Below are 19,836 nucleotides of genomic sequence, written 5' to 3'. Positions count from 1 at the left end.
AGGAGACTGCCTCGCGCGCGCAGCGTGCGAATCAGGACGACGAGCGTGCGGTGAGGCTGGCGTGGCTGGCCGCGTGGATCAGGACAATCATGCCGGCGAAAGCGATGTGTACAGGGTCTTCAACGGTGCGAGCACGGCCTGCCACGACAGATCCCGCTCGGGGCGTGCGGCGGCGGGTTCGAGGGTCATGGCGAGCCGGATCGACTGGGCGATGCTGGAGACGTCGTTCGGATCGAGATACGTCACATGGTGTCCGAAGTACTCTTGCGTCGAACCGACACGCGTGATCGCGGTGCGTGCGCCCGCCGCGTGCGCCTCGAGGGCTGCCAGTCCGGGCGTTTCCAGCGTGCTGGGCAGACAGAACACCTCGCACGCCGCGTAGGCGGCACGCAGGATCGGCGACTCGTGCGGCAGTGCGCCTAGATAGACGACCTGGTCGCCGCCCTCTTCGAGACAGGCACGTGCGTAGGCCTGATCGCGCTGATGCCCGATCAGCACGAGCTTCAGTTCAGGGAACGATTTCATGGCACGAACGAGCGCGAGCTGGTTCTTGCGCGGCTCGATATTGCCGACGTTCAGGATGAAGCGCTCGCGCAGATCGAACGCATCCCTGAATGACAACGCGGGCTGGCGGTCGTAGAAAATGGGTTCGACGCCGTTCAGCACGCTGACGAACTTTTCGCGCGGCAGTTCGAATACGCGTGCAAGCGTATCGGATTCGATGTCCGAATTGGTCACGACGCGGTCAGCCAGAGAGAACTGGTGATGGATTTCGCCCATCGGGTACAGGTGCTTCGTGTCCTCGGTGACCCATAGGCTCGACGACACGACGAGCGGCAGTTGCAGTTGCTTGACGAAGTTGCAGAAATGTACTGAGCCACCGACGCATGAAAAGAAATGAACCACGTCGTGTTCGAGAAAACGCGGGTTCCAGGGGTCGAAAAGCGTCACATCCACACCATGAGCGGGCAGATGCTTGCGATAGGCCAATAACTGGATTTCTCCGCCGCCGGGGGTATGGAACGCCATCGGATACGTGGCAAACAGCACTTTCATAGACGGCTCGATCTCTGTGTTTCTGATTTGGACCCAATTATCCGCGTGTGTGACGAGACACTACGCTCGCGAATTCGGGGGTCCCGAAAAGTTCACATTGTAGGTGCGCACGGGACGGCTGAGAATGGGGCGCGTTGCCGGGGCGCATACAAAGCGTCGGCAGGGGCCGTGAACGGAGGCGGGAAGCGGGGATTGCGAACGACACAGCGTGCAGGAAAGCGTGCATGGCGTCGAGCGATGCAACGTCCTGTTACCTTTGCCAGCACGGCTCGCATGGTGTTCACGCACGCCAGAGCGACGGAGCGGCCCGGCCCGGAATGCCGTCGCGGCGGCCGGTGCAGCATACAATACGCGCTGATTGTTCTAACGGGAGCACCGATTCGACCGCAGGCTGGGCCGGCAGGCCGCCCGGCGTGCGGCCGTTTTGTTCAGATGAAAGCCGCTGAATTTTACACTTTCCGGCGGCAACGCCGTGGCGAGGGAAGCCGATGAGTCGTCGCGTCCTGATTACCGGGGCGAACGGATTCGTCGGCAAGGTGCTTGCACGTGCGTTGCGCGCCGAAGGTATCGCAACGGTCGGGCTTGTGCGCACCGCGGGCACCGCCCCTGACGTGGATGTCGAACGCGTGCACGATGCAAGCGACTTTGACGGCGTCGACGAGCGGTGGATGCAGGACATGCGCTGCGACAGCGTCGTGCATCTTGCCGCACGCGTGCACGTGATGCGCGATACCGCGGTCGATCCGCTGGCGAGCTACCGCGCGACCAACGTCGAAGGCACGTTGCGGGTCGCGCGCGCGGCCTTTCAGGCGGGCGCCACGCGCTTCGTGTACGTCAGCAGTGTCAAGGCCATCGCGGAAAGCAGCACGGGCCGCCCGCCACTCGACGAACGGTGCCCCGCTGTGCCGAGCGATCCTTACGGCATATCCAAGCTCGAAGCGGAGCAGTCGTTGCTTGCCTATGGCGCCGAGTCGGGCCTCGAGATCGTGATCGTGCGGCCCCCGCTCGTCTATGGCCCCGCCGTCCGCGCGAACTTCCTGCGGATGATGGACGCGGTCGCCCGGGGGATACCGCTACCGCTCGGCGCGATCACCGCGCGGCGCAGTCTCGTCTATGTCGGCAACCTTGCCGATGTATTGTTGCAGTGCGCAACCGACCCGCGTGCGGCCGGCGAGTGCTTTCACGTCGCCGACGACGACGCGCCGTCGGTCACCGGCCTGCTGCGCATGGTCGGTGACGTGCTCGGCAAGCCCGCACGCCTGTTGCCCGTTCCGCCAATCGTGCTGCAGGCGATCGGTGCCGTGACTGGACGCCGAGCGGCCATCGATCGGCTGACCGGCAGCCTGGAGCTCGATACGGCAAGGATCACGCGCGTGCTCGGCTGGCATCCGCCTTATACGACTCGGCAGGGCCTCGAAGCGACGGCAGCGTGGTATCGTTCGCGCGACGCACAACAATAATCGCCATGTATCTCCCGATATCCACGTGGCCCGCTGCGCTCGCAGTGGCGCTGGCCGCTGCTGCCGCATCGACGGCCATTCTGCGCGTGCTGCTCGCCACCGGCCTCGCGTGGCGTCTCGCTACCGACATTCCGAACGACCGCTCACTTCATACGCTGCCGACGCCACGGGTCGGTGGCTGGGGCATCGTGCCGGTATGCGTCGTCGCGCTACTCGCGCTGGCACCACGGCTATGGCTGATCGCTGCAGCAGCGGCAGGGCTCGCCGCGATATCTCAGATCGACGACCGGCGCGGGTTGCCGGCCCGTGTGCGGTTCTCCGCGCATCTCGCGGCAGTGACCGCGCTGATCGTCGTGTTTCCGGCTGACGCGCCTTGGTGGCTGCTGGCCTGCGTGGGCTTCGCGATGGTCTGGCTGGCGAACCTGTACAACTTCATGGACGGCGCGGACGGGCTTGCTGGCGGCATGGCGTTGTTCGGCTTCGGGGGGTATGCGGTCGCGGCGCTCGGCGGCGCAGCGGCGTCGCCCGATCTCGTCGTCTCCGGCGCAGCGGTCGCCGGCGCGGCGCTGGGCTTTCTTCTGCTTAATTTCCACCCGGCTCGGCTGTTTCTCGGCGATGCCGGCTCGATTCCGCTCGGATTCCTCGCTGGAGCGCTTGGCTACTGGGGCTGGAGCAGGGGCGTGTGGCCGATCTGGTTCCCGGCGTTGGTGTTTGCGCCCTTTATTGCCGATGCATCTGTAACACTTTTGAGACGTCTGTTACGTGGCGAAAAGTTCTGGCAAGCGCACCGCGAGCATTATTATCAAAGGATGGTCCGGGCCGGCGTAGGTCACCGCCGGACTGCTCTTTATTGGTACCTCATCATGCTCGCAGGCATAATCGTCGCCGTGTGGGCAAAGGGCCGCCCGGAACTGCAGCAGTGGCTGTCGTTCTTCGCATGGTATGGCGTCCTGGCATGTATCGGATTGGTGATCGACATGCGTTGGCGCCGGTTTCAGTCGGCCGCCGAAAATAACTCTTGAGGTCTCCCGCCGATGTTGCGATCCAAAGCATCATGGCTTTCGCTAAGCGCTTTCCTGTTCGACCTGACGGCGGTGGTTGCCGCGTGGTTGTTCGCCTATCTCGTCCGTTTCAACGGTAGCGTCCCGCATGATTTCCTGAGCGGCGCGCTGATGGCGCTGACGTGGGTGCTGCCCGTCTACGCGCTGATGTTCCATGGGTTCGGCCTGTATCGTGGCTTGTGGGTCTTCGCGAGCCTGCCCGACCTGGTGCGCATTTCGAAGGCGGTGGTTGGCGGTGGCGTGATCGTGATGATCGGCGCCGTGATGTTCCAGCCGCAGCCGATCATTCCGCGCTCGGTGCTGCTCGTGTCGCCGCTGATGCTGTTCCTGGCGATGGGCGGTGCGCGTGCGCTCTATCGCGCGACGAAGGAGTACTACCTGTACGGCGGCCTCGTCGGCAAGGGCAAGCCGGTGCTGGTGCTCGGTGCGGGCACGGCCGGCGCGAGCCTTGCGCGCGAATTGTCGCGTTCCGGCGAATGGCGCCTGGTCGGCCTGCTCGACGACGACGTCACGAAGCAGGGGCGCGAAATCTACGGCTACAAGGTGCTGGGCTCGTTCAACGACCTCAAGCACTGGACCGATGCGATGAAGGTCGAATACGCGATCATCGCGATTCCGTCGGCGTCGGTCGAGACCCAGCGTCGTGTCGCGACGCTGTGCGTGCGGGCCGGCGTGAAGGCGATGGTGCTGCCCTCGCTGACCGCGCTGATGCCGGGGCAGGGCTTCCTGTCCCAGGTGCGGAACATCGATCTCGAGGATCTGCTCGGTCGCGATGCCGTGACGATCGACACGCCGCACGTCGAAGCGCTGCTGCGCGGCCGCGTCGTGATGGTGACGGGCGCGGGCGGCTCGATCGGCTCCGAGCTGTGCCGGCAGATCCTGCGCTTCGCGCCGGCGCAGCTTGTCGCGTTCGACCTGTCCGAATACGCGATGTACCGGCTGACCGAGGAATTGCGCGAGCGCTTTCCGGATCTGCCCGTGGTGCCGATCATCGGCGATGCGAAGGATTCGCTGCTGCTCGACCAGGTGATGTCGCGCCATGCGCCGCACATCGTGTTCCACGCGGCCGCCTACAAGCACGTGCCGTTGATGGAGGAGCACAACGCGTGGCAGGCGCTGCGCAACAACGTGCTCGGCACCTATCGCGTGGCGCGCGCGGCGATCCGCCACGACGTGCGCCACTTCGTGCTGATCTCGACCGACAAGGCCGTCAATCCGACCAACGTGATGGGTGCGAGCAAGCGTCTCGCCGAAATGGCCTGCTAGGCGTTGCAGCAGACGAGCGGCCGTACGCAGTTCGAGACGGTGCGCTTCGGCAACGTGCTCGGCAGCGCGGGCAGCGTGATTCCGAAGTTCCAGCAGCAGATCGCGAAGGGCGGCCCGGTGACGGTCACGCACCCGGAGATCACGCGTTTCTTCATGACGATCCCGGAGGCGTCGCAGCTCGTGCTGCAGGCATCGAGCATGGGGCAGGGCGGCGAGATCTTCATCCTCGACATGGGCGAGCCGGTGAAGATCGTCGATCTCGCGTGCGACCTGATCCGCCTGTACGGCTTTTCGGAAGAACAGATCCGCATCGAGTTCACCGGGCTGCGGCCGGGCGAGAAGCTTTACGAGGAACTGCTCGCGGACGACGAGGCGACGACACGCACGCCGCACCCGAAGCTGCGGATCGCGCGGGCGCGCGAAGTGCCGGACAATTTCCTCGACGAACTGCTGCCGTGGCTGATGCAGCATCGCGTGCTGTCGGATGACGAAGTGCGGCGCGACCTGCGGCGCTGGGTGCCGGAATACCAGACGGCCGTGGCCCCCGTGTTGCAGAGTGTGCCGACGGTGCGTGTCGTATCGAACGGTTGACGCGATGCCTGGTCGTGAACTGACTCGGCAAGACGAAAAAAAGCGCCCTGCCGGGCGCTTTTTTTCGTCTGGAAGCCGGTTACGCGGTTCAGCGGCTGTGCCGATGCTTCCGCACCACCATCCACCGCGGCGCCCTGAACCGCACGATGCTGATGTACAGCCACACGTAGGTCAACGCGAACAGCACGACGAACACGAACAGATGCACCGTATGCCGCCAGAACAGCGTCGCCGGTATCACCGCGACGAGGCACAGCAGCCACAGATACGGTGAAGTCAGCGAATTGCGCCGCGTCAGATCATGCGCGTGCTTCGTCCCCACGGCCCACCGCATCAACCGCTTGTACACGAGCATATGCAGATGCACGCCGTCCGGAATCCCCGGCGACATCCCGCGGATGAATTTCTTCCGGTAGATCGAGAAGCAGGTCTCGAAGATCGGATACATGAACAGCAGCACCGGGTACCACGCGGACACCTCGCGGTTGCGCATCACGAGCATGATCGCGAGTTCCGCGAGCATGAAGCCGATGAAATACGCGCCGCCGTCGCCGAGGAAGATCAGCCCGGCCGGGAAATTCCACAGGAAGAAGCCGAGCACGGCGCCCATCATGATGATCGACGCGGACATCACGACCGGGTCGTTGACATGGAACGCGACATACGCGAGCGACGCGAACATCATGAAGCTGACCATCGACGCGAGCCCGTTGAAGCCGTCGATGATGTTGATCGCATTCGCGAGCGCCGCAACCGCGAGCACCGTGATGAACGCCGAGATGGCCACGTAGCCGAGCAGGAAATCGAGCGGCGGCACGCTGATGCGTTTGACCGCGATACCGAGCAGCCAGAATGCGAGCGCGGCCGCGCCCATCGTGCACAGCAGCCGCGCGCGCGGCGACACGCGCTTGGTCAGGTCCTCGACGAGGCCGGACAGGAAAGCGGGCAACCCGCACGCCGCGATCCCGAGAATGCTGCCGGAGATCGTCGGATAGCGCCGGGACAGCACCAGCGCGGCAATGACGACCCCGGCGAGGATCCCGATGCCTCCGACGCGCGGCACGGGCCGCACGTGGAATTTCTGCACGCCGGCGAGGTCGCTGTCGACCGAGAATTTCTCGTGCAGATGCGCGTAGCGCACGATGAACAGGGTGACGAGCAGGGAGACGATGAAGCCGGACGCGAAGCTGAGCATGGGATCGCTCGGAAAATGGACAGCGGATTATACAAAACCGCGCGGGTTCCCCTCCTGCCATCGCCAGTGGTCGGCACACATTTCCTCGATGCCGAGCGTCGCGCGCCAGCCGATGATGTCGGCCGCGGCCTGCGGGTTCGCATAGCACTCGGCGATGTCGCCCGGGCGGCGCGCGACGAGTTCGTACGGCACCGGGCGGCCCGACGCCTTCTCGAACGCACGCACGACTTCCAGCACGCTGTAGCCTTGCCCGGTGCCGAGGTTCACGACGAAGCTCGCATCGCGCTTCACCAGCGCGTCGAGCGCGGCGATGTGCCCCTTCGCGAGATCGACGACGTGGATGTAGTCGCGCACGCCGGTGCCGTCCGGCGTCGGGTAGTCGGAGCCGAACACGCGCAGCTTCTCCAGCTTGCCGACCGCCACCTGCGCGACGTACGGCATCAGGTTGTTCGGGATGCCGGCCGGATCCTCGCCGATCAGCCCGCTCGCGTGCGCGCCGACCGGGTTGAAGTAGCGCAGCGTCGCGATGCGCCACGAAGGATCGGACACCTCGAGGTCGCGCAGGATCTGCTCGGCGATCAGCTTCGACTGGCCGTACGGGTTCGTCGCGGACAGCGGGAACGATTCGTCGATCGGCGAGCGCTCGGGCACGCCGTACACGGTCGCGGACGAGCTGAACACGAACTGCCTGACGTTGCGCTCGCGCATGACCTTGAGCACGGCGAGCAGGCCGCCGATGTTGTTCTGGTAGTACTCGAGCGGCTTCGCGACCGATTCGCCGACGGCCTTGAGCGCCGCAAAGTGAATCGTGCCGGTGATCGGGTGCGCGTCGAACACCTTCGCGAGCGCGGCTTCGTCGCACACGTCGACCTGGTGGAACGCGGGCGTCTTGCCCGTGATCCGCTCGATGCGCCGCACGGACTCGGCCTTGCTGTTCACGAGGTTGTCGACGATCACGACGTCGTAGCCGTTGTCGAGCAGCTCGACGGCCGTGTGCGAGCCGATATAGCCCGCGCCGCCGGTAACGAGGATGGTGCCTTTAGCGGTCATTTCCGATGCGCTCCTTCAGAGTGTGAATCCTGTCAACGAATGGATGGTCTCCCGGTAGCGTTCGACGACCTGCTGTTCGTCGAATTCCGCCGCGACCTTGTGCCGGCCGCGTGCGCCCATCGCCGCGCGGCCTTGCGGCCCGAGCGCGATCATGCGATTCAGTTGCTCCGCGAGGCTCGCGCTATCGCGCACGCGGCACAGGAAGCCCGTTTCGCCGTCGGCGACGACGTCGCGACAGCCCGGCACGTCGGTCGCGACGATCGGGCGGCCCATCGCCGATGCTTCCATCAGCGTGCGCGGCACGCCTTCACGGTACGACGGCAGCACGACGCAGTCGGCCGCCGCGATGTGCGGGCGCACGTCGTGCGCTTCGCCGAGATACTCGACGATGCCTTCTTCGACCCACGCGTCGACATTCGCGCGACCGATCGCGCTCGGATTGTCGACGCCGAGCGGCCCGAGCAGCTGGAAGCGGGCGTTCGGGTGGCGCTCGCGTACGACACGCGCGGCCTCCACGTACTCGCGCACGCCCTTGTCCCACAACAGCCGGCCGATCAGGATGAAGACGGGCGCGTCGCCGGCGGGCAGCGGCACGGGCGAGAACTGTTCGAGATCGACGCCTTCGCCGTGCAGCAGCCGCGCGCGCGCGGGATGCGCGAGCAACCGCTCGTCGGTGAAGGTCGCGAGATCGTCGCGGTTCAGGAACCACACTTCACGCGGGAAGCGGAACGCGAACCGGTACAGGCGCTTCGCGACGCTCGCGGCGCGGCTCTTCTGGATGAACACGTAGCCGAGGCCGGTCGTCACCGCGATCGACGGCACGCGCGCGAGCCACGCGGCCACCGAGCCGTAGATGTTCGGCTTGATCGTGTAATGGAACACGAGATCGGGCCGCAGCGCGCGGTAGTGGCGCACCAGCGCGGCAAGCGTGCCGAGGTCCTCGCGTGGGCTCGTGCCTTTCGACGCGACCGCGAGCGCCACGTAGCGGCAGCCCATCTGCTCGAGCAACGGCACCGTGCGGTCGTGCGGCGCGATCACGACGACCTCGGCGCCGCGCGCGACGAGCGCACGGATCAGCCCGTGGCGATACGTATGGATCGCCCAGGCCGTGTTGCAGACGAGCGCGATGCGCAGCGGGGAGGTGGCGGACATGAAAAAAAAGAAAAAATAAAGCGTGGTAAATGCCGGATACGCGTCAGGCGGACGGCCGCGCGGCGAACAGCGTCTGCTTGATGCGCTGCAGCGTACGGTACGGCGTCACGAAGTGCAGCAGGTTCTTGGCGAGGCCGGCCCAGTCGTACGGGTTCAGCACGTTGAAGTGGCGCAGCAGCAGCGTGAGCGTCGACACCAGCTGGCGCCGGCGTTTGGTCGCACTGATCCCGCCCTCGTTAAGCTCGTAATACAGGCCGAGTTCCGGCAGGTTCGCGCAATCGTAGCGTTGCATTAACCGTAAAAAAAGATCGAGATCCTCGGCCGCGCGGTACTTCGCGCGATAGTTGCCCACTTCGCGCACGGCGTCGATGCGCAACATGACGGAAGGATGCACGAGCGGCGAGCGCAGGAAGCGCGTGCGGCGCAGCATGCGCGGATCGGCGGGCGGCGTCAGCATGAAGCGCGGCTCGCCGGCACGCGACACGGCCTGCGTCCACATGCCGACGCAGGCGACGTTCGGATGGGCGCCGAGATAGGCGCGCTGCTTCGCGAGGCGCTGCGGCGCGGCGAGATCGCCCGCGTCGATGCGGGCCGCGTAGCGGAAGCCGCGCGCCGCGAGCGCGTCGATGCCGGCTGCCAGCGCGCGTTCGATGCCGCCGTTCTCCGGCATGCGCAGCACGTCGATCGCGAGGCCGGGCAGGTCGGGCGCGGCGATCGGCGGCGTGCTGCCGTCGTCGACGATCAGCACGTGCACGGGCGCATCCTCGCGAAACGACGCGAGGGTCCGGACGACGTCGTCGTGCCCGTTGTAGGCCGGCATCAGCACGGCCACGTCGTCGAGCGGGGGCGGGCAAGCGGGGGACGTCATGTTTGCAGCTTGAAACGGATGTAATGAAAGTTGACGGCGGCGGCGGCCAGGTAGCCGGCCGCCAGCCCGACGAGCGCGCCGTATAGGCCGAGCCGCGGAATCGCGAACAGATTGACGAGCGCGGCGATCGCCAGCGCGAGCAGCCATTTCGTCAGCAACACGAATTTTGCTTGATATTTGAGAACGATAAGATTGCCTATCGCCTCGATGCCGGCCGGCACGGACAGCCAGACGGCCCAGCGGAAGATGTCGACGGACGCTTCGTAGCCGCGGCCGAACACCTTGCCGACGATCAGCGGGGCGGCGGCGTCGAGCACGAGCGCGCCGGCCGTCATCAGGCCGGCCGTCATCGCGATCAGCCGGACGATGTTGCGGCGCAGCCGCGCGACGTCCTGCACGCGGTACACGAACGCGGGCGCGATCGTCTGCGCGAGCATCAGCGCGAGCGTGATCCAGTTCTCGTTGAGCTGTTGCGCGGCCGAGTAGCGGCCGAGATCGGCGAACGATACATGGCGCTCGAGCATCAGGCGGTCGAGCTTCAGGAACAGGTACATGCAGATGAGGCCGAGCCAGAACACGGTGCCGGCCGTGGCAAAGTGCCGGAACAGCGGTGTGTCGAACGTCCAGCCGAGCGTGCCGCCGTTACGATGACGGTAGTACAGCAGCAGCGCGACGCCGATCGCGGCGGCTTCCAGCGCCCACAGCCACGCGAAGCGGGCGGGGCCGGCGGCCGCGCGGACCAGCAGCCAGACGAGCAGCGCCTTGGCGAGCGCGGTGACCATGCTGGTGACGAGCTGCGGCTTGCTGTAGGTCATGCTCTGCAGCCACGCGTTGATCACGCCGACGAACGGCTCGCGGAACACCATCGTGACCGCCAGGCCCGCGAGCATCGCGCCGACGAGCGGATCGAAGGCGCCCGCGGCGATCGCGATCCAGGTCGCGGCGAGCGCGGCGACCGACACGGCGATGCGCAGCACGAACGCGCTGCCGAGCACCGCGCCGAGCTGGGCGGGCGGGCGCTGGACGATGGTCGGGACGAGGATTTCCGCGCCGCACACCCAGGTGAGCGGCGCCAGTACCAGGAGAAGCGTATTCGCATACTGCCATTTGCCGAACACATCTGGCCCGAAATACCGGGCCAGCAGGCCGCTGATCGCGATCGCGACGCCGATCTGCGTGAGCCGTTCGAGCCCCAGCCAGACGAGGTTCGCGACGGCCTTCGCGACGTCCGGGTTGCCGAAGCGCTTCAGCATGCGCGGCAGCGGCGGCGCGCGCGGGGAGCGGCCGGAAGCGGCGGGTGGGCGGCGGCGGGGCGGCTAGGCATTAAAATGGGCGGTATGCGTGTCATCGAAACCCGCGATTATAAGTGGGATCGCGACCGCTCCAGCCGTTCCGTTCCTTGTTTTACGGGGCCGCATGTATCATGCGCGGCACCGGCGAGAGGCGGCCAGCCAAGCCAGACAATTTTCCATGCACGCAACTGAGAGAGAAGAGAATCGATGATCTCCCAATCCATCTTCAAGGCATATGACATCCGTGGCGTGGTCGGCAAGACACTCGACGTCGACACGGCGCGCGGGATCGGCCGCGCATTCGGCAGCGAAGTGCGTGCGCAGGGCGGCGATGCGGTCGTCGTCGCGCGCGACGGCCGCCTGTCCGGGCCGGAACTCGTCGGCGCGCTCGCCGACGGCCTGCGTGCGGCCGGGGTCGACGTCGTCGACGTCGGCATGGTGCCGACGCCGGTCGGTTATTTCGCGGCGAACGTGCCGTTGGCGCTCAAGGGCGGCGAGCGCCGCGTCGATTCGTGCATCGTCGTCACGGGCAGCCACAACCCGCCGGACTACAACGGCTTCAAGATGGTGCTGCGCGGCGCCGCGATCTACGGCGAGCAGATCCAGGCGCTGTACCGCCGCATCGTCGACGAGCGGTTCGAGACGGGCAGCGGCACGTATGAGGAAATCGACGTCGCCGATCAGTACATCGCGCGCATCGTCGGCGACGTGAAGCTCGCGCGGCCGCTGAAGCTCGTCGTCGACGCCGGCAACGGCGTCGCGGGGCCGCTGGCGACGCGCCTGTTCAAGGCGCTCGGTTGCGAACTCGTCGAGCGCTTCACCGACATCGACGGCACGTTCCCGAACCACCACCCCGATCCCGCTCACCCGGAAAACCTGCAGGACGTGATCCAGGCGCTGAAGGACACCGACGCCGAGCTCGGCTTCGCGTTCGACGGCGACGGCGACCGCCTGGGCGTCGTCACGAAGGACGGCCAGATCATCTATCCGGACCGCCAGCTGATGTTGTTCGCGGAAGAAGTGCTGTCGCGCAACCCGGGCGCGCAGATCATCTACGACGTGAAGTGCACGCGTCACCTCGCGCAGTGGGTGAAGTCGAAGGGCGGCGAGCCGCTGATGTGGAAGACGGGCCACTCGCTCGTGAAGGCGAAGCTGCGCGAGACGGGTGCGCCGCTCGCCGGCGAAATGAGCGGCCACGTGTTCTTCAAGGATCGCTGGTACGGCTTCGACGACGGCCTGTACACGGGCGCGCGCCTGCTCGAGATCCTCGCGAAGACGGCCGATCCGAGCGCGCTGCTCAACAGCCTGCCGGACGCGATGAGCACGCCGGAACTGCAGCTCTGGCTCGACGAAGGCGAGAATTTCAGCCTGATCGACAAGCTGCAGAAAGAGGCGAAGTTCGACGGCGCCGAGGAAGTCGTGACGATCGACGGCCTGCGCGTCGAGTATCCGGACGGCTTCGGCCTCGCGCGTTCGTCGAACACGACGCCGGTCGTCGTGATGCGTTTCGAAGCCGAGACGCAGGAAGGGCTCAAGCGCATCCAGGAAGACTTCCGCCGCGTGCTGACGGCCGCGAAGCCGGACGTCAAGCTGCCGTTCTGAGCGCCGGCGGCCGGCGGGCCGCCCGCACGACGGCCGTTCATCGGCCGTGCCTGTCCCGAAAAGCGGCGCGCGCCCCCGGCGCGCGGCCGCTTTTTGTCTGTCCGGTCGTCCGGCCGGGATAAAATCCCCCCTTTATGTCTGTCGCCGGCTGTCAGCCGGCGTTTTTTCAGCGTGCAAAAGATCCTGATCGTGCGCGTGTCGTCGCTGGGCGACGTCGTGCACAACATGCCCGTGATCGCCGATATCCGGCGCCGCCATCCCGATGCGCAGATCGACTGGCTCGTCGAGGAAAGCTTCGTCGACCTCGTGCGGCTCGTCGACGGCGTGCGCAACGTGCTGCCGTTCTCGCTGCGCCGCTGGCGCAAGAAGCCGTTCTCGGGCGCGACGTGGCGCGAGATCCGCGCATTCCGCCGGCGCCTCGCGGCCGAGCAGTACGACCTCGTGATCGACTGCCAGGGCCTCATCAAGACGGCATGGGTCGCGAGCTGGGCGCGCGGCCCGCTCGTCGGGCTCGGCAACCGGACCGACGGCGCCGGCTACGAATGGCCGGTGCGCTTCTTCTACCGCCAGCGCGTGCCGATCGCGCCGCGCACGCACGTGGTCGAGCGCTCGCGCCAGCTCGTCGCGGCGGCGCTCGGCGACCCGGCACCGACCCCGGCCGATCCGGTCGAGTTCGGCCTCGACACGCGCGCGGCGGCGCTCGCGGTGGCCGCGCTCGGCCTGAACCTGCCGGTGCCGTACGTGGTGTTCGTCCATGCGACGTCGCGCGCCGACAAGCAGTGGCCGGACGCCGCCTGGATCGAGCTCGGCCAGGCGCTCGTGCGGCGCGGCGCGTCGCTCGTGCTGCCGTGGGGCAACGACGCGGAACGGGCGACCAGCGAGCGGCTCGCGAAGGAGTTCGGCGCGGCGGCGATCGTGCCGCCGAAGCTGTCGCTGCCGGCCGTGGTCGGGCTGATCGACGGCGCGGCCGCGACGATCGGGGTTGATACAGGTCTGGTTCACATCGCGGCCGCGCTGAAGCGACCGACGATCGAACTGTACAATTTCGCGACGGCCTGGCGGACCGGCGGCTACTGGTCGCCGAACGTCGTCAATCTCGGCACGGCGGGGCAGCCCCCGTCGATCGCGCAGGTGAAGTCGACGCTCGCGGGCTTCGGTCTCCTGTAACGCTGTCCACACGCGAACCGATCATGAGCGAATCCCAGATCATCGAAATCCCGTCCGCCGACTGGAGCGGACACAACCTGTCGGCGCCGCGCGAGCACTTGCTGGCCGCGGTCGAGGAAGGCAAGGTGCTGTATTTCCCGCACCTGCGCTTCGCGATCGAAGGCGGCGAGGAAGCGCTGCTCGATCCGGCGCTCGCCGATCCGAAACGCAAGAACATCAGCCTCGCGCCGAACGGCGGCGCGCTCGCCGGCGTGCTCGGCGACAGCGTCACGCAGTCGGCCGTGCGCGCGCTCGTCGCGCGCTTCCAGCAGCAGGCCGGCTCGCTCGTCGACGGCCTCTTTCCCGAATACCGCGGCAAGCTGCGCGTCGCGCCGACGAGCCTGCGGCTGATGCAGGTCGAGACGCGCCAGACGTCGTGGCGCAAGGACGACAGCCGGCTGCACGTCGACGCGTTCCCGTCGCGGCCGAACTACGGCGAGCGCATCCTGCGCGTGTTCACGAACGTGAACCCGGCCGGCGTGCCGCGCGTGTGGCGCGTCGGCGAGCCGTTCGAGGACGTCGCGAAGCGCTTCCTGCCGAAGATCCGGCCGCAGTTCCCCGGCTCGGCATGGCTGCTGAACCTGCTGCACGTGACGAAATCGCCGCGCAGCGCGTACGACCACCTGATGCTGAACCTGCACGACGGGATGAAGGCCGATCTCGACTATCAAAAGACGTGTCCACAGCAAACGATGCCGTTTCCGCCGGGCAGCGTGTGGATATGTTTCTCGGATCAGACTTCGCACGCTGTGATGTCCGGCCAGTTCATGCTCGAGCAGACCTTCTTCCTGCCGGTCGACGCGATGGTCCGCCGCGAATGCGCGCCGCTCGGCATTCTCGAGCGCCTGACGGGCAGGGCGCTGGTTTGAGCGCGCACCTGCTTCGACGCAACCTCCGGGCGGCCGCATGCTGAGGGCGATCTATCGCGCGCTGTGGTGGCTCGTCGCGCCGGCCGCCGTCATCCGGCTCTACGTGCGCTCGCGCAAGGAGCGCGGCTATCGCGAGCATATCGGCGAGCGCTTCGGTCGCGTCGCCGGCCGCTCGCGCGACGACCGCGCGCCGCTGATCTGGGTGCATGCGGTGTCGGTGGGCGAGACGCGCGCCGCGCAGCCGCTGATCGATGCGCTGATGCGCACGCGCCCCGATGCGCGCATCCTGCTCACGCACATGACGCCGAGCGGCCGCGCGACCGGCGAACAGATCTTCGGCGATCGCGTGCTGCGCTGCTACCTGCCGTACGACATGCCGGGCGCGGTGCGGCGCTTCCTGCACGCATGGCGGCCGACGCTCGGCCTCGTGATGGAAACCGAAGTGTGGCCGACGTTGATCGACGAGTGCCGTCGCGCGGACGTGCCGCTCGTGCTGACCAATGCGCGGATGTCCGCGCGTTCGTTCCGGCGCGCGGCGAAATTCGGCGCGGCGACGCGCGACGTGTTCGGCGGCTTCTCGCGCGTGCTCGCGCAGAGCCCGGCCGACGCGGAGCGGCTGACGTCGCTCGGCGCACGCAACGTGACGGTGCTCGGCAACCTGAAGTTCGACATGACGACGCCGCCGGAGCTCGCGGCACGCGGCCACGCGTGGCGCGACGCGATCGGCGCGCGGCCGGTGTGGGTCGCCGCCAGCACGCGCGAGAACGAGGAAGCGCTGGTGCTGCAGGCGTTCGCGGAAATGCGCACGCCCGGCGCGCTGCTGGTGCTCGTGCCGCGTCATCCGCAGCGCTTCGCGGAGGTCGAGGCGCTCGTCGCGCGCAGCGGGCTCAAGTGCGTGCGGCGCTCGGTCTGGGCGGCCGATGCGGCCGCGCTCGCCGCGGGCCGGCCGGCCGCCGAGCCGTTGGCCGACGACGTGGCGGTGTTGCTCGGCGATTCGATGGGCGAGCTCGGCGCGTACTACGCGGCGGCCGACGTCGCGTTCATCGGCGGCAGCCTGCTGCCGCTCGGCGGGCAGAACCTGATCGAAGCGTGCGCGGTCGGCGTGCCGGTGCTGATCGGGCCGCACGTGTTCAACTTCACGCAGGCGACCGCCGACGCGGTCGCGGCCGGTGCGGCGATGCAGGTCGAGGATCCGCTCGATCTCGCGCACGTGCTCGACGCGCTGTTCGCCGACAAGGCGCGGCGCATCGCGATGGGCGCGGCCGGCGCGGCCTTCGCGGCGCGTCACCGCGGCGCGACCGCGCGCACCGTCGACGTGCTCGCCGCGCTGCTGCCGCCCGCCGAAGCCGGCGCGCGTGCGCTGACGGACGGGCTGGGCACTGCTTCCGACGACGAATAGACGAAGGGCGGCGCAACGCCGCCCGCGCGCGCATGATGGCGGCGACGTGAGCCGCCGCCATGCCGCTTACACCGTCAGCAATCCCTTCTTTTCGATGAACGCGATCACGTCCGCGACGCCGTCGAGCGCCTTCAGGTTCGTCATCACGTACGGCCGTTCGCCGCGCATCTTCCGCGTGTCGGACGCCATCACGTCGAGGTTCGCGCCGACCAGCGGCGCGAGGTCGGTCTTGTTGATCACGAGCAGGTCGGACTTCGTGATGCCGGGGCCGCCCTTGCGCGGAATCTTCTCGCCGCCGGCCACGTCGATCACGTAGATCGTCAGGTCCGACAGCTCGGGGCTGAAGGTTGCCGCGAGATTGTCGCCGCCCGATTCGATGAACACGATGTCCGCATCGGGAAAGCGCGCGAGCATCCGGTCGACGGCTTCGAGGTTGATCGACGCATCTTCGCGGATCGCCGTGTGCGGGCAGCCGCCCGTCTCGACACCCATGATGCGTTCCTCGGGCAGCGCGCCCGCGACGGTCAGCAGCCGCTGGTCTTCCTTCGTATAGATGTCGTTCGTGATCGCGACGAGGTCGTAGCGCTCGCGCATCGCCTTGCACAGCATTTCGAGCAGCGTGGTCTTGCCGGAGCCGACGGGGCCGCCGATGCCGACGCGCAGCGGCGGAAGTTTCTTCGTGCGGCGGACGGAGGAGGGGGCAGGTGCGTTCATGGTCGGGCGATGAGGTTCAGGAGCGGAACAACCGCGAGTACTGGGTTTCGTGCCGCGCGGACAGGATGCCGAGCTGCGGCGCGAACGTGTTGACGGCGTCGGGCGGCGTCGCGAGCGCGCGGCGCACGGCCGCGTCGATCGCGCCGCGCAGCGCGACGATGATGCGTTGGCCGGCGAGCTGGCCGAGCGGCACGGCCTTCAGCGCGGCGGACGTCTGGTTCTCGACCCAGCCGAACGCGTACGCGGCGAGCGTCGCGTCGGCGCTGGCGTCATGAGTGGCCGCCGCGTACGCGAACGCGGTCGGCAGCGCAACCGGCGATAGCGACGCGAGCGTCGCGCGGCGAGCGGCGTCGCCCCATTCGAGCGACGCGCACAGCTGCGCGAGCGACCAGCCCATCTGTTCGGTTTCGCGGCGCAGTTCGGCCGATTCGCGGCTCGCGACGAACCATGCGTTTTCGGCGACGAGCGCGTGCGTGTCGTGCGCCTGCCAGCGGGCGAGCTGGTGCGCGAGGAACGGCAATTCGCCGTGCGCGAGCACGTCGGTCAGGCCGCTGGCGATCCAGTCGCGCGCGGAATCGGCATCGCGGATCAGGTTCGCGTCGAGCGCGGCTTCGAGGCCCTGCGAATAGCTGTACGCGCCGATCGGCAGTGCCGGCGACGCGAGGTGCAGCAGCGCGACGAGTTCAGTGGTGGTCATGACCGTGGTGGTCGTGCGTGCAGCCGGGACCATGCTGATGATCGTGATCGTGATCGTGATCGTGATCGTGATCGTGATCGTGCGAGTGCGAGTGCCCGTGGTGTTCGCCGAACACCTGCTGCGCGAGCGCGTAGTCCTCGGCGAACGTCGCGTCGTGCCCGTGCTTGTGGCCGCCGCCGTACGCACCGGCCTCCGGCTGGAACGGTGCGTGCGCTTCCTCGACTTGCGTGCCGAGCCGGCGCAGCATGTCCGCGAGCACCGGATCGGCTTCGAGCTTCAGGTAGCCGTCGCCGATCTCGACCGGTGTGTGGCGATTGCCGAGGTGATACGCGGCGCGCATCAGCGTGAGCGGGTCGGCCGCGCGCACGAGCAGCACGGTTTCAGGCGCCGCTGCGACGCGCACGAGCGCGCCGTCGTCGGCGACGAGCACGTCGCCGTCGCGCAGCACGGTGCCGCGCGGCAGCACGACAGCGACGTCCTCGCCGGTGTCGAGCGTCGCCGCGAGGCGGCTCTTGCAGCGGGCGTCATAGGCGAGCGTGAGCGTCGGTGCGCGCGCGACGAGCGACGCGGCGAGTTTCACGTTCGGGGCAATGCGTTTGTCGAGGGTGCGCATGAAGCGGGGAACCGGAAATCAGAACAGGAAATAGCGCTGCGCCATCGGCAGCACCGTCGCCGGCTCGCAGGTGAGCAACTGGCCGTCGGCGATCACGTCGTAGGTTTCGGGGTCGACGCTGATCGACGGACGCCAGGCATTGTGGATCATGTCGGCCTTCGTCACGTTGCGGCAGTTGCGCACCGGCACGATCCGCTTCGCGAGGCCATAGCGTTCCGCGATGCCCGCATCGGCCGCCATCTGCGACACGAAGGTCAGCGACGTACGCGCCAGCGCACCGCCGCGCGTCGCGAACATCTCGCGATAGTGAACGGGCTGCGGCGTCGGGATCGACGCGTTCGGGTCGCCCATCTGCGCGAGCGCGATCATGCCGCCCTTGAGGATCATCGACGGCTTGATCCCGAAGAACGCGGGCTCCCACAGCACGAGGTCGGCCCACTTGCCGGGCTCGATCGAGCCGACTTCGTGCGCGATGCCGTGCGTGAGCGCCGGGTTGATCGTGTACTTCGCGACGTAGCGCTTCGCGCGGAAGTTGTCGTTGCGCGCGCCATCTTCCGGCAGCGCGCCGCGCTGCACCTTCATCTTGTGCGCGGTCTGCCACGTGCGGATGATCACTTCGCCGACGCGGCCCATCGCCTGCGAATCCGACGACAGCATCGACAGCGCACCGAGGTCGTGCAGGATGTCCTCGGCCGCGATCGTCTCGCGGCGGATGCGCGATTCGGCGAACGCGAGATCCTCGGCGATCGACGGATCGAGGTGATGGCACACCATCAGCATGTCGAGATGCTCGTCGAGCGTGTTGATCGTGTACGGGCGCGTCGGATTGGTCGACGACGGCAGCACGTTCGCCTCGCCGCACACCTTCAGGATGTCGGGCGCATGGCCGCCGCCCGCGCCTTCGGTGTGGTACGTGTGGATCGTGCGGCCCTTGAACGCGGCGACCGTCGATTCGACGAAGCCGGCCTCGTTCAGCGTGTCGGTGTGGATCGCGACCTGCGTGTCGGTGTCGTCGGCGACCGACAGGCAGTTGTCGATCGCGGCGGGCGTCGTGCCCCAGTCCTCGTGCAGCTTCAGGCCGATCGCGCCGGCCGCGATCTGCTCGACGAGCGGCTGCGGCAGGCTCGCGTTGCCCTTGCCGAGGAAGCCGAGATTGATCGGCCAGCCGTCGGCGGCCTGCAGCATCCGCTCCATGTGCCACGGGCCCGGCGTGCACGTCGTCGCGTTGGTGCCGGTGGCCGGCCCCGTACCGCCGCCGAGCATCGTCGTGACGCCCGACGCGAGCGCCTCGTCGATCTGCTGCGGGCTGATGAAGTGGATGTGCGTGTCGATGCCGCCCGCCGTCACGATCAGCCCTTCGCCGGCGATCACTTCGGTCGCGGCGCCGATCGCGATCGTCACGCCGGGCTGGATGTCGGGGTTGCCGGCCTTGCCGATCGCGGCGATGCGGCCGTGCTTGATCGCGATGTCGGCCTTCACGATGCCCCAGTGATCGAGGATCACCGCGTTCGTGATGACGGTATCGGGCACGTCGGCGGCCACGCGCTGCGACTGGCCCATCCCGTCGCGGATCACCTTCCCGCCGCCGAACTTCACCTCCTCGCCGTACGTGGTGAAGTCGCGTTCGATCTCGATCAGCAGTTCGGTATCGGCGAGCCGGACGCGGTCGCCCGTCGTCGGCCCGAACATTTCCGCGTACGCGCGGCGGCTCAAGCGTAGTGTCATGTGCTGTTCCTGAAGAGCGG

General features: G+C 67.5%; 16 protein-coding genes and 1 pseudogene. 7 read left to right on the top strand and 10 right to left on the bottom strand.

Going from position 1 to position 19,836, the window contains the following annotated elements; all coding sequences use genetic code 11:
* Positions 1–87: 87 nt before the first annotated feature.
* The gene (locus HWX62_RS26765) at positions 88–1,056 is read right to left on the bottom strand and encodes a glycosyltransferase family 4 protein (protein WP_175930062.1); all 969 of its coding nucleotides are present in this window, start codon (positions 1,054–1,056) and stop codon (positions 88–90) included.
* 488 nt (positions 1,057–1,544) lie between these two features.
* Here HWX62_RS26765 and HWX62_RS26760 point away from each other — a divergent pair, with 488 nt between their 5' ends.
* The 3 genes and pseudogenes from HWX62_RS26760 to HWX62_RS26750 all read left to right on the top strand — a co-directional run bounded on the left by HWX62_RS26760 (position 1,545) and on the right by HWX62_RS26750 (position 5,434).
* Entirely contained in the window at positions 1,545–2,516 is a 972-nt protein-coding gene (locus HWX62_RS26760) for an SDR family oxidoreductase (RefSeq protein ID WP_175930063.1), read from the top strand.
* 5 nt (positions 2,517–2,521) lie between these two features.
* Positions 2,522–3,538 (top strand): glycosyltransferase family 4 protein, encoded by a 1,017-nt coding sequence (locus HWX62_RS26755; protein WP_175930064.1) that lies wholly within the window; start codon positions 2,522–2,524, stop codon positions 3,536–3,538.
* A 12-nt stretch (positions 3,539–3,550) separates the two neighbouring features.
* A pseudogene (locus HWX62_RS26750) lies at positions 3,551–5,434 on the top strand (nucleoside-diphosphate sugar epimerase/dehydratase).
* Between the two features lie 88 nt (positions 5,435–5,522).
* Here HWX62_RS26750 and HWX62_RS26745 read toward each other — a convergent pair.
* Genes HWX62_RS26745 through HWX62_RS26725 form a run of 5 tightly spaced genes read right to left on the bottom strand, consistent with a single transcriptional unit; the run spans position 5,523 to position 10,952 of the window.
* Positions 5,523–6,629 carry a glycosyltransferase gene (locus HWX62_RS26745; RefSeq protein ID WP_175930066.1) on the bottom strand — a complete coding sequence of 369 codons (1,107 nt, stop codon included), beginning with the start codon at positions 6,627–6,629 and terminating at the stop codon, positions 5,523–5,525.
* Between the two features lie 27 nt (positions 6,630–6,656).
* Complete coding sequence (galE, locus tag HWX62_RS26740) at positions 6,657–7,679, bottom strand: UDP-glucose 4-epimerase GalE (protein ID WP_175930067.1); 1,023 nt, start codon at positions 7,677–7,679, stop codon at positions 6,657–6,659.
* 15 nt (positions 7,680–7,694) lie between these two features.
* Positions 7,695–8,831 (bottom strand): glycosyltransferase family 4 protein, encoded by a 1,137-nt coding sequence (locus HWX62_RS26735; protein WP_175930068.1) that lies wholly within the window; start codon positions 8,829–8,831, stop codon positions 7,695–7,697.
* A 43-nt stretch (positions 8,832–8,874) separates the two neighbouring features.
* A complete protein-coding gene (locus tag HWX62_RS26730; RefSeq protein WP_175930069.1) occupies positions 8,875–9,699 on the bottom strand; it encodes a glycosyltransferase in 825 nt (274 codons plus the stop codon).
* Positions 9,696–10,952 carry an oligosaccharide flippase family protein gene (locus HWX62_RS26725; RefSeq protein WP_175930070.1) on the bottom strand — a complete coding sequence of 419 codons (1,257 nt, stop codon included), beginning with the start codon at positions 10,950–10,952 and terminating at the stop codon, positions 9,696–9,698. Before HWX62_RS26725 ends, HWX62_RS26730 begins: the two co-directional genes overlap by 4 nt.
* Before the next feature lie 246 nt (positions 10,953–11,198).
* On the opposite strand from HWX62_RS26725, the gene HWX62_RS26720 reads away from it, so the two are divergent.
* The 4 genes from HWX62_RS26720 to waaA all read left to right on the top strand — a co-directional run bounded on the left by HWX62_RS26720 (position 11,199) and on the right by waaA (position 16,067).
* Entirely contained in the window at positions 11,199–12,593 is a 1,395-nt protein-coding gene (locus tag HWX62_RS26720; RefSeq protein WP_175930071.1) for a phosphomannomutase/phosphoglucomutase, read from the top strand.
* Positions 12,594–12,731: 138 nt separating this feature from the next.
* On the top strand, positions 12,732–13,760 hold the full coding sequence (gene waaC, locus HWX62_RS26715; RefSeq protein WP_347879944.1) for a lipopolysaccharide heptosyltransferase I: 1,029 nt from the start codon (positions 12,732–12,734) through the stop codon (positions 13,758–13,760).
* A gap of 23 nt (positions 13,761–13,783) precedes the next feature.
* Positions 13,784–14,668 (top strand): Kdo hydroxylase family protein, encoded by an 885-nt coding sequence (locus HWX62_RS26710; protein ID WP_175930073.1) that lies wholly within the window; start codon positions 13,784–13,786, stop codon positions 14,666–14,668.
* 37 nt (positions 14,669–14,705) lie between these two features.
* Positions 14,706–16,067 carry a lipid IV(A) 3-deoxy-D-manno-octulosonic acid transferase gene (gene waaA, locus HWX62_RS26705; protein ID WP_175930074.1) on the top strand — a complete coding sequence of 454 codons (1,362 nt, stop codon included), beginning with the start codon at positions 14,706–14,708 and terminating at the stop codon, positions 16,065–16,067.
* Positions 16,068–16,133: 66 nt separating this feature from the next.
* Here the strand turns inward: waaA and ureG are convergent, their stop codons facing one another.
* From ureG to ureC, 4 genes are read right to left on the bottom strand one after another with little or no spacing between them, the layout of a single operon-like run.
* Complete coding sequence (gene ureG, locus HWX62_RS26700; RefSeq protein WP_175930075.1) at positions 16,134–16,781, bottom strand: urease accessory protein UreG; 648 nt, start codon at positions 16,779–16,781, stop codon at positions 16,134–16,136.
* A gap of 16 nt (positions 16,782–16,797) precedes the next feature.
* Positions 16,798–17,478 (bottom strand): urease accessory protein UreF, encoded by a 681-nt coding sequence (locus tag HWX62_RS26695; protein ID WP_175930076.1) that lies wholly within the window; start codon positions 17,476–17,478, stop codon positions 16,798–16,800.
* On the bottom strand, positions 17,465–18,091 hold the full coding sequence (ureE, locus tag HWX62_RS26690) for an urease accessory protein UreE (RefSeq protein WP_175985264.1): 627 nt from the start codon (positions 18,089–18,091) through the stop codon (positions 17,465–17,467). The genes HWX62_RS26695 and ureE overlap by 14 nt, the downstream gene beginning before the upstream one ends.
* Positions 18,092–18,109: 18 nt before the next feature.
* Entirely contained in the window at positions 18,110–19,816 is a 1,707-nt protein-coding gene (ureC, locus tag HWX62_RS26685) for an urease subunit alpha (protein WP_175930078.1), read from the bottom strand.
* Positions 19,817–19,836 lie beyond the last annotated feature (20 nt).

The sequence above is a fragment of the Burkholderia sp. BCC0506 genome, assembly GCF_902833145.1.
Classification (GTDB): domain Bacteria; phylum Pseudomonadota; class Gammaproteobacteria; order Burkholderiales; family Burkholderiaceae; genus Burkholderia.
The sequence above is the reverse complement of the archived record's forward strand: the minus strand, read 5'-3'. Positions and strand labels throughout refer to the sequence as shown.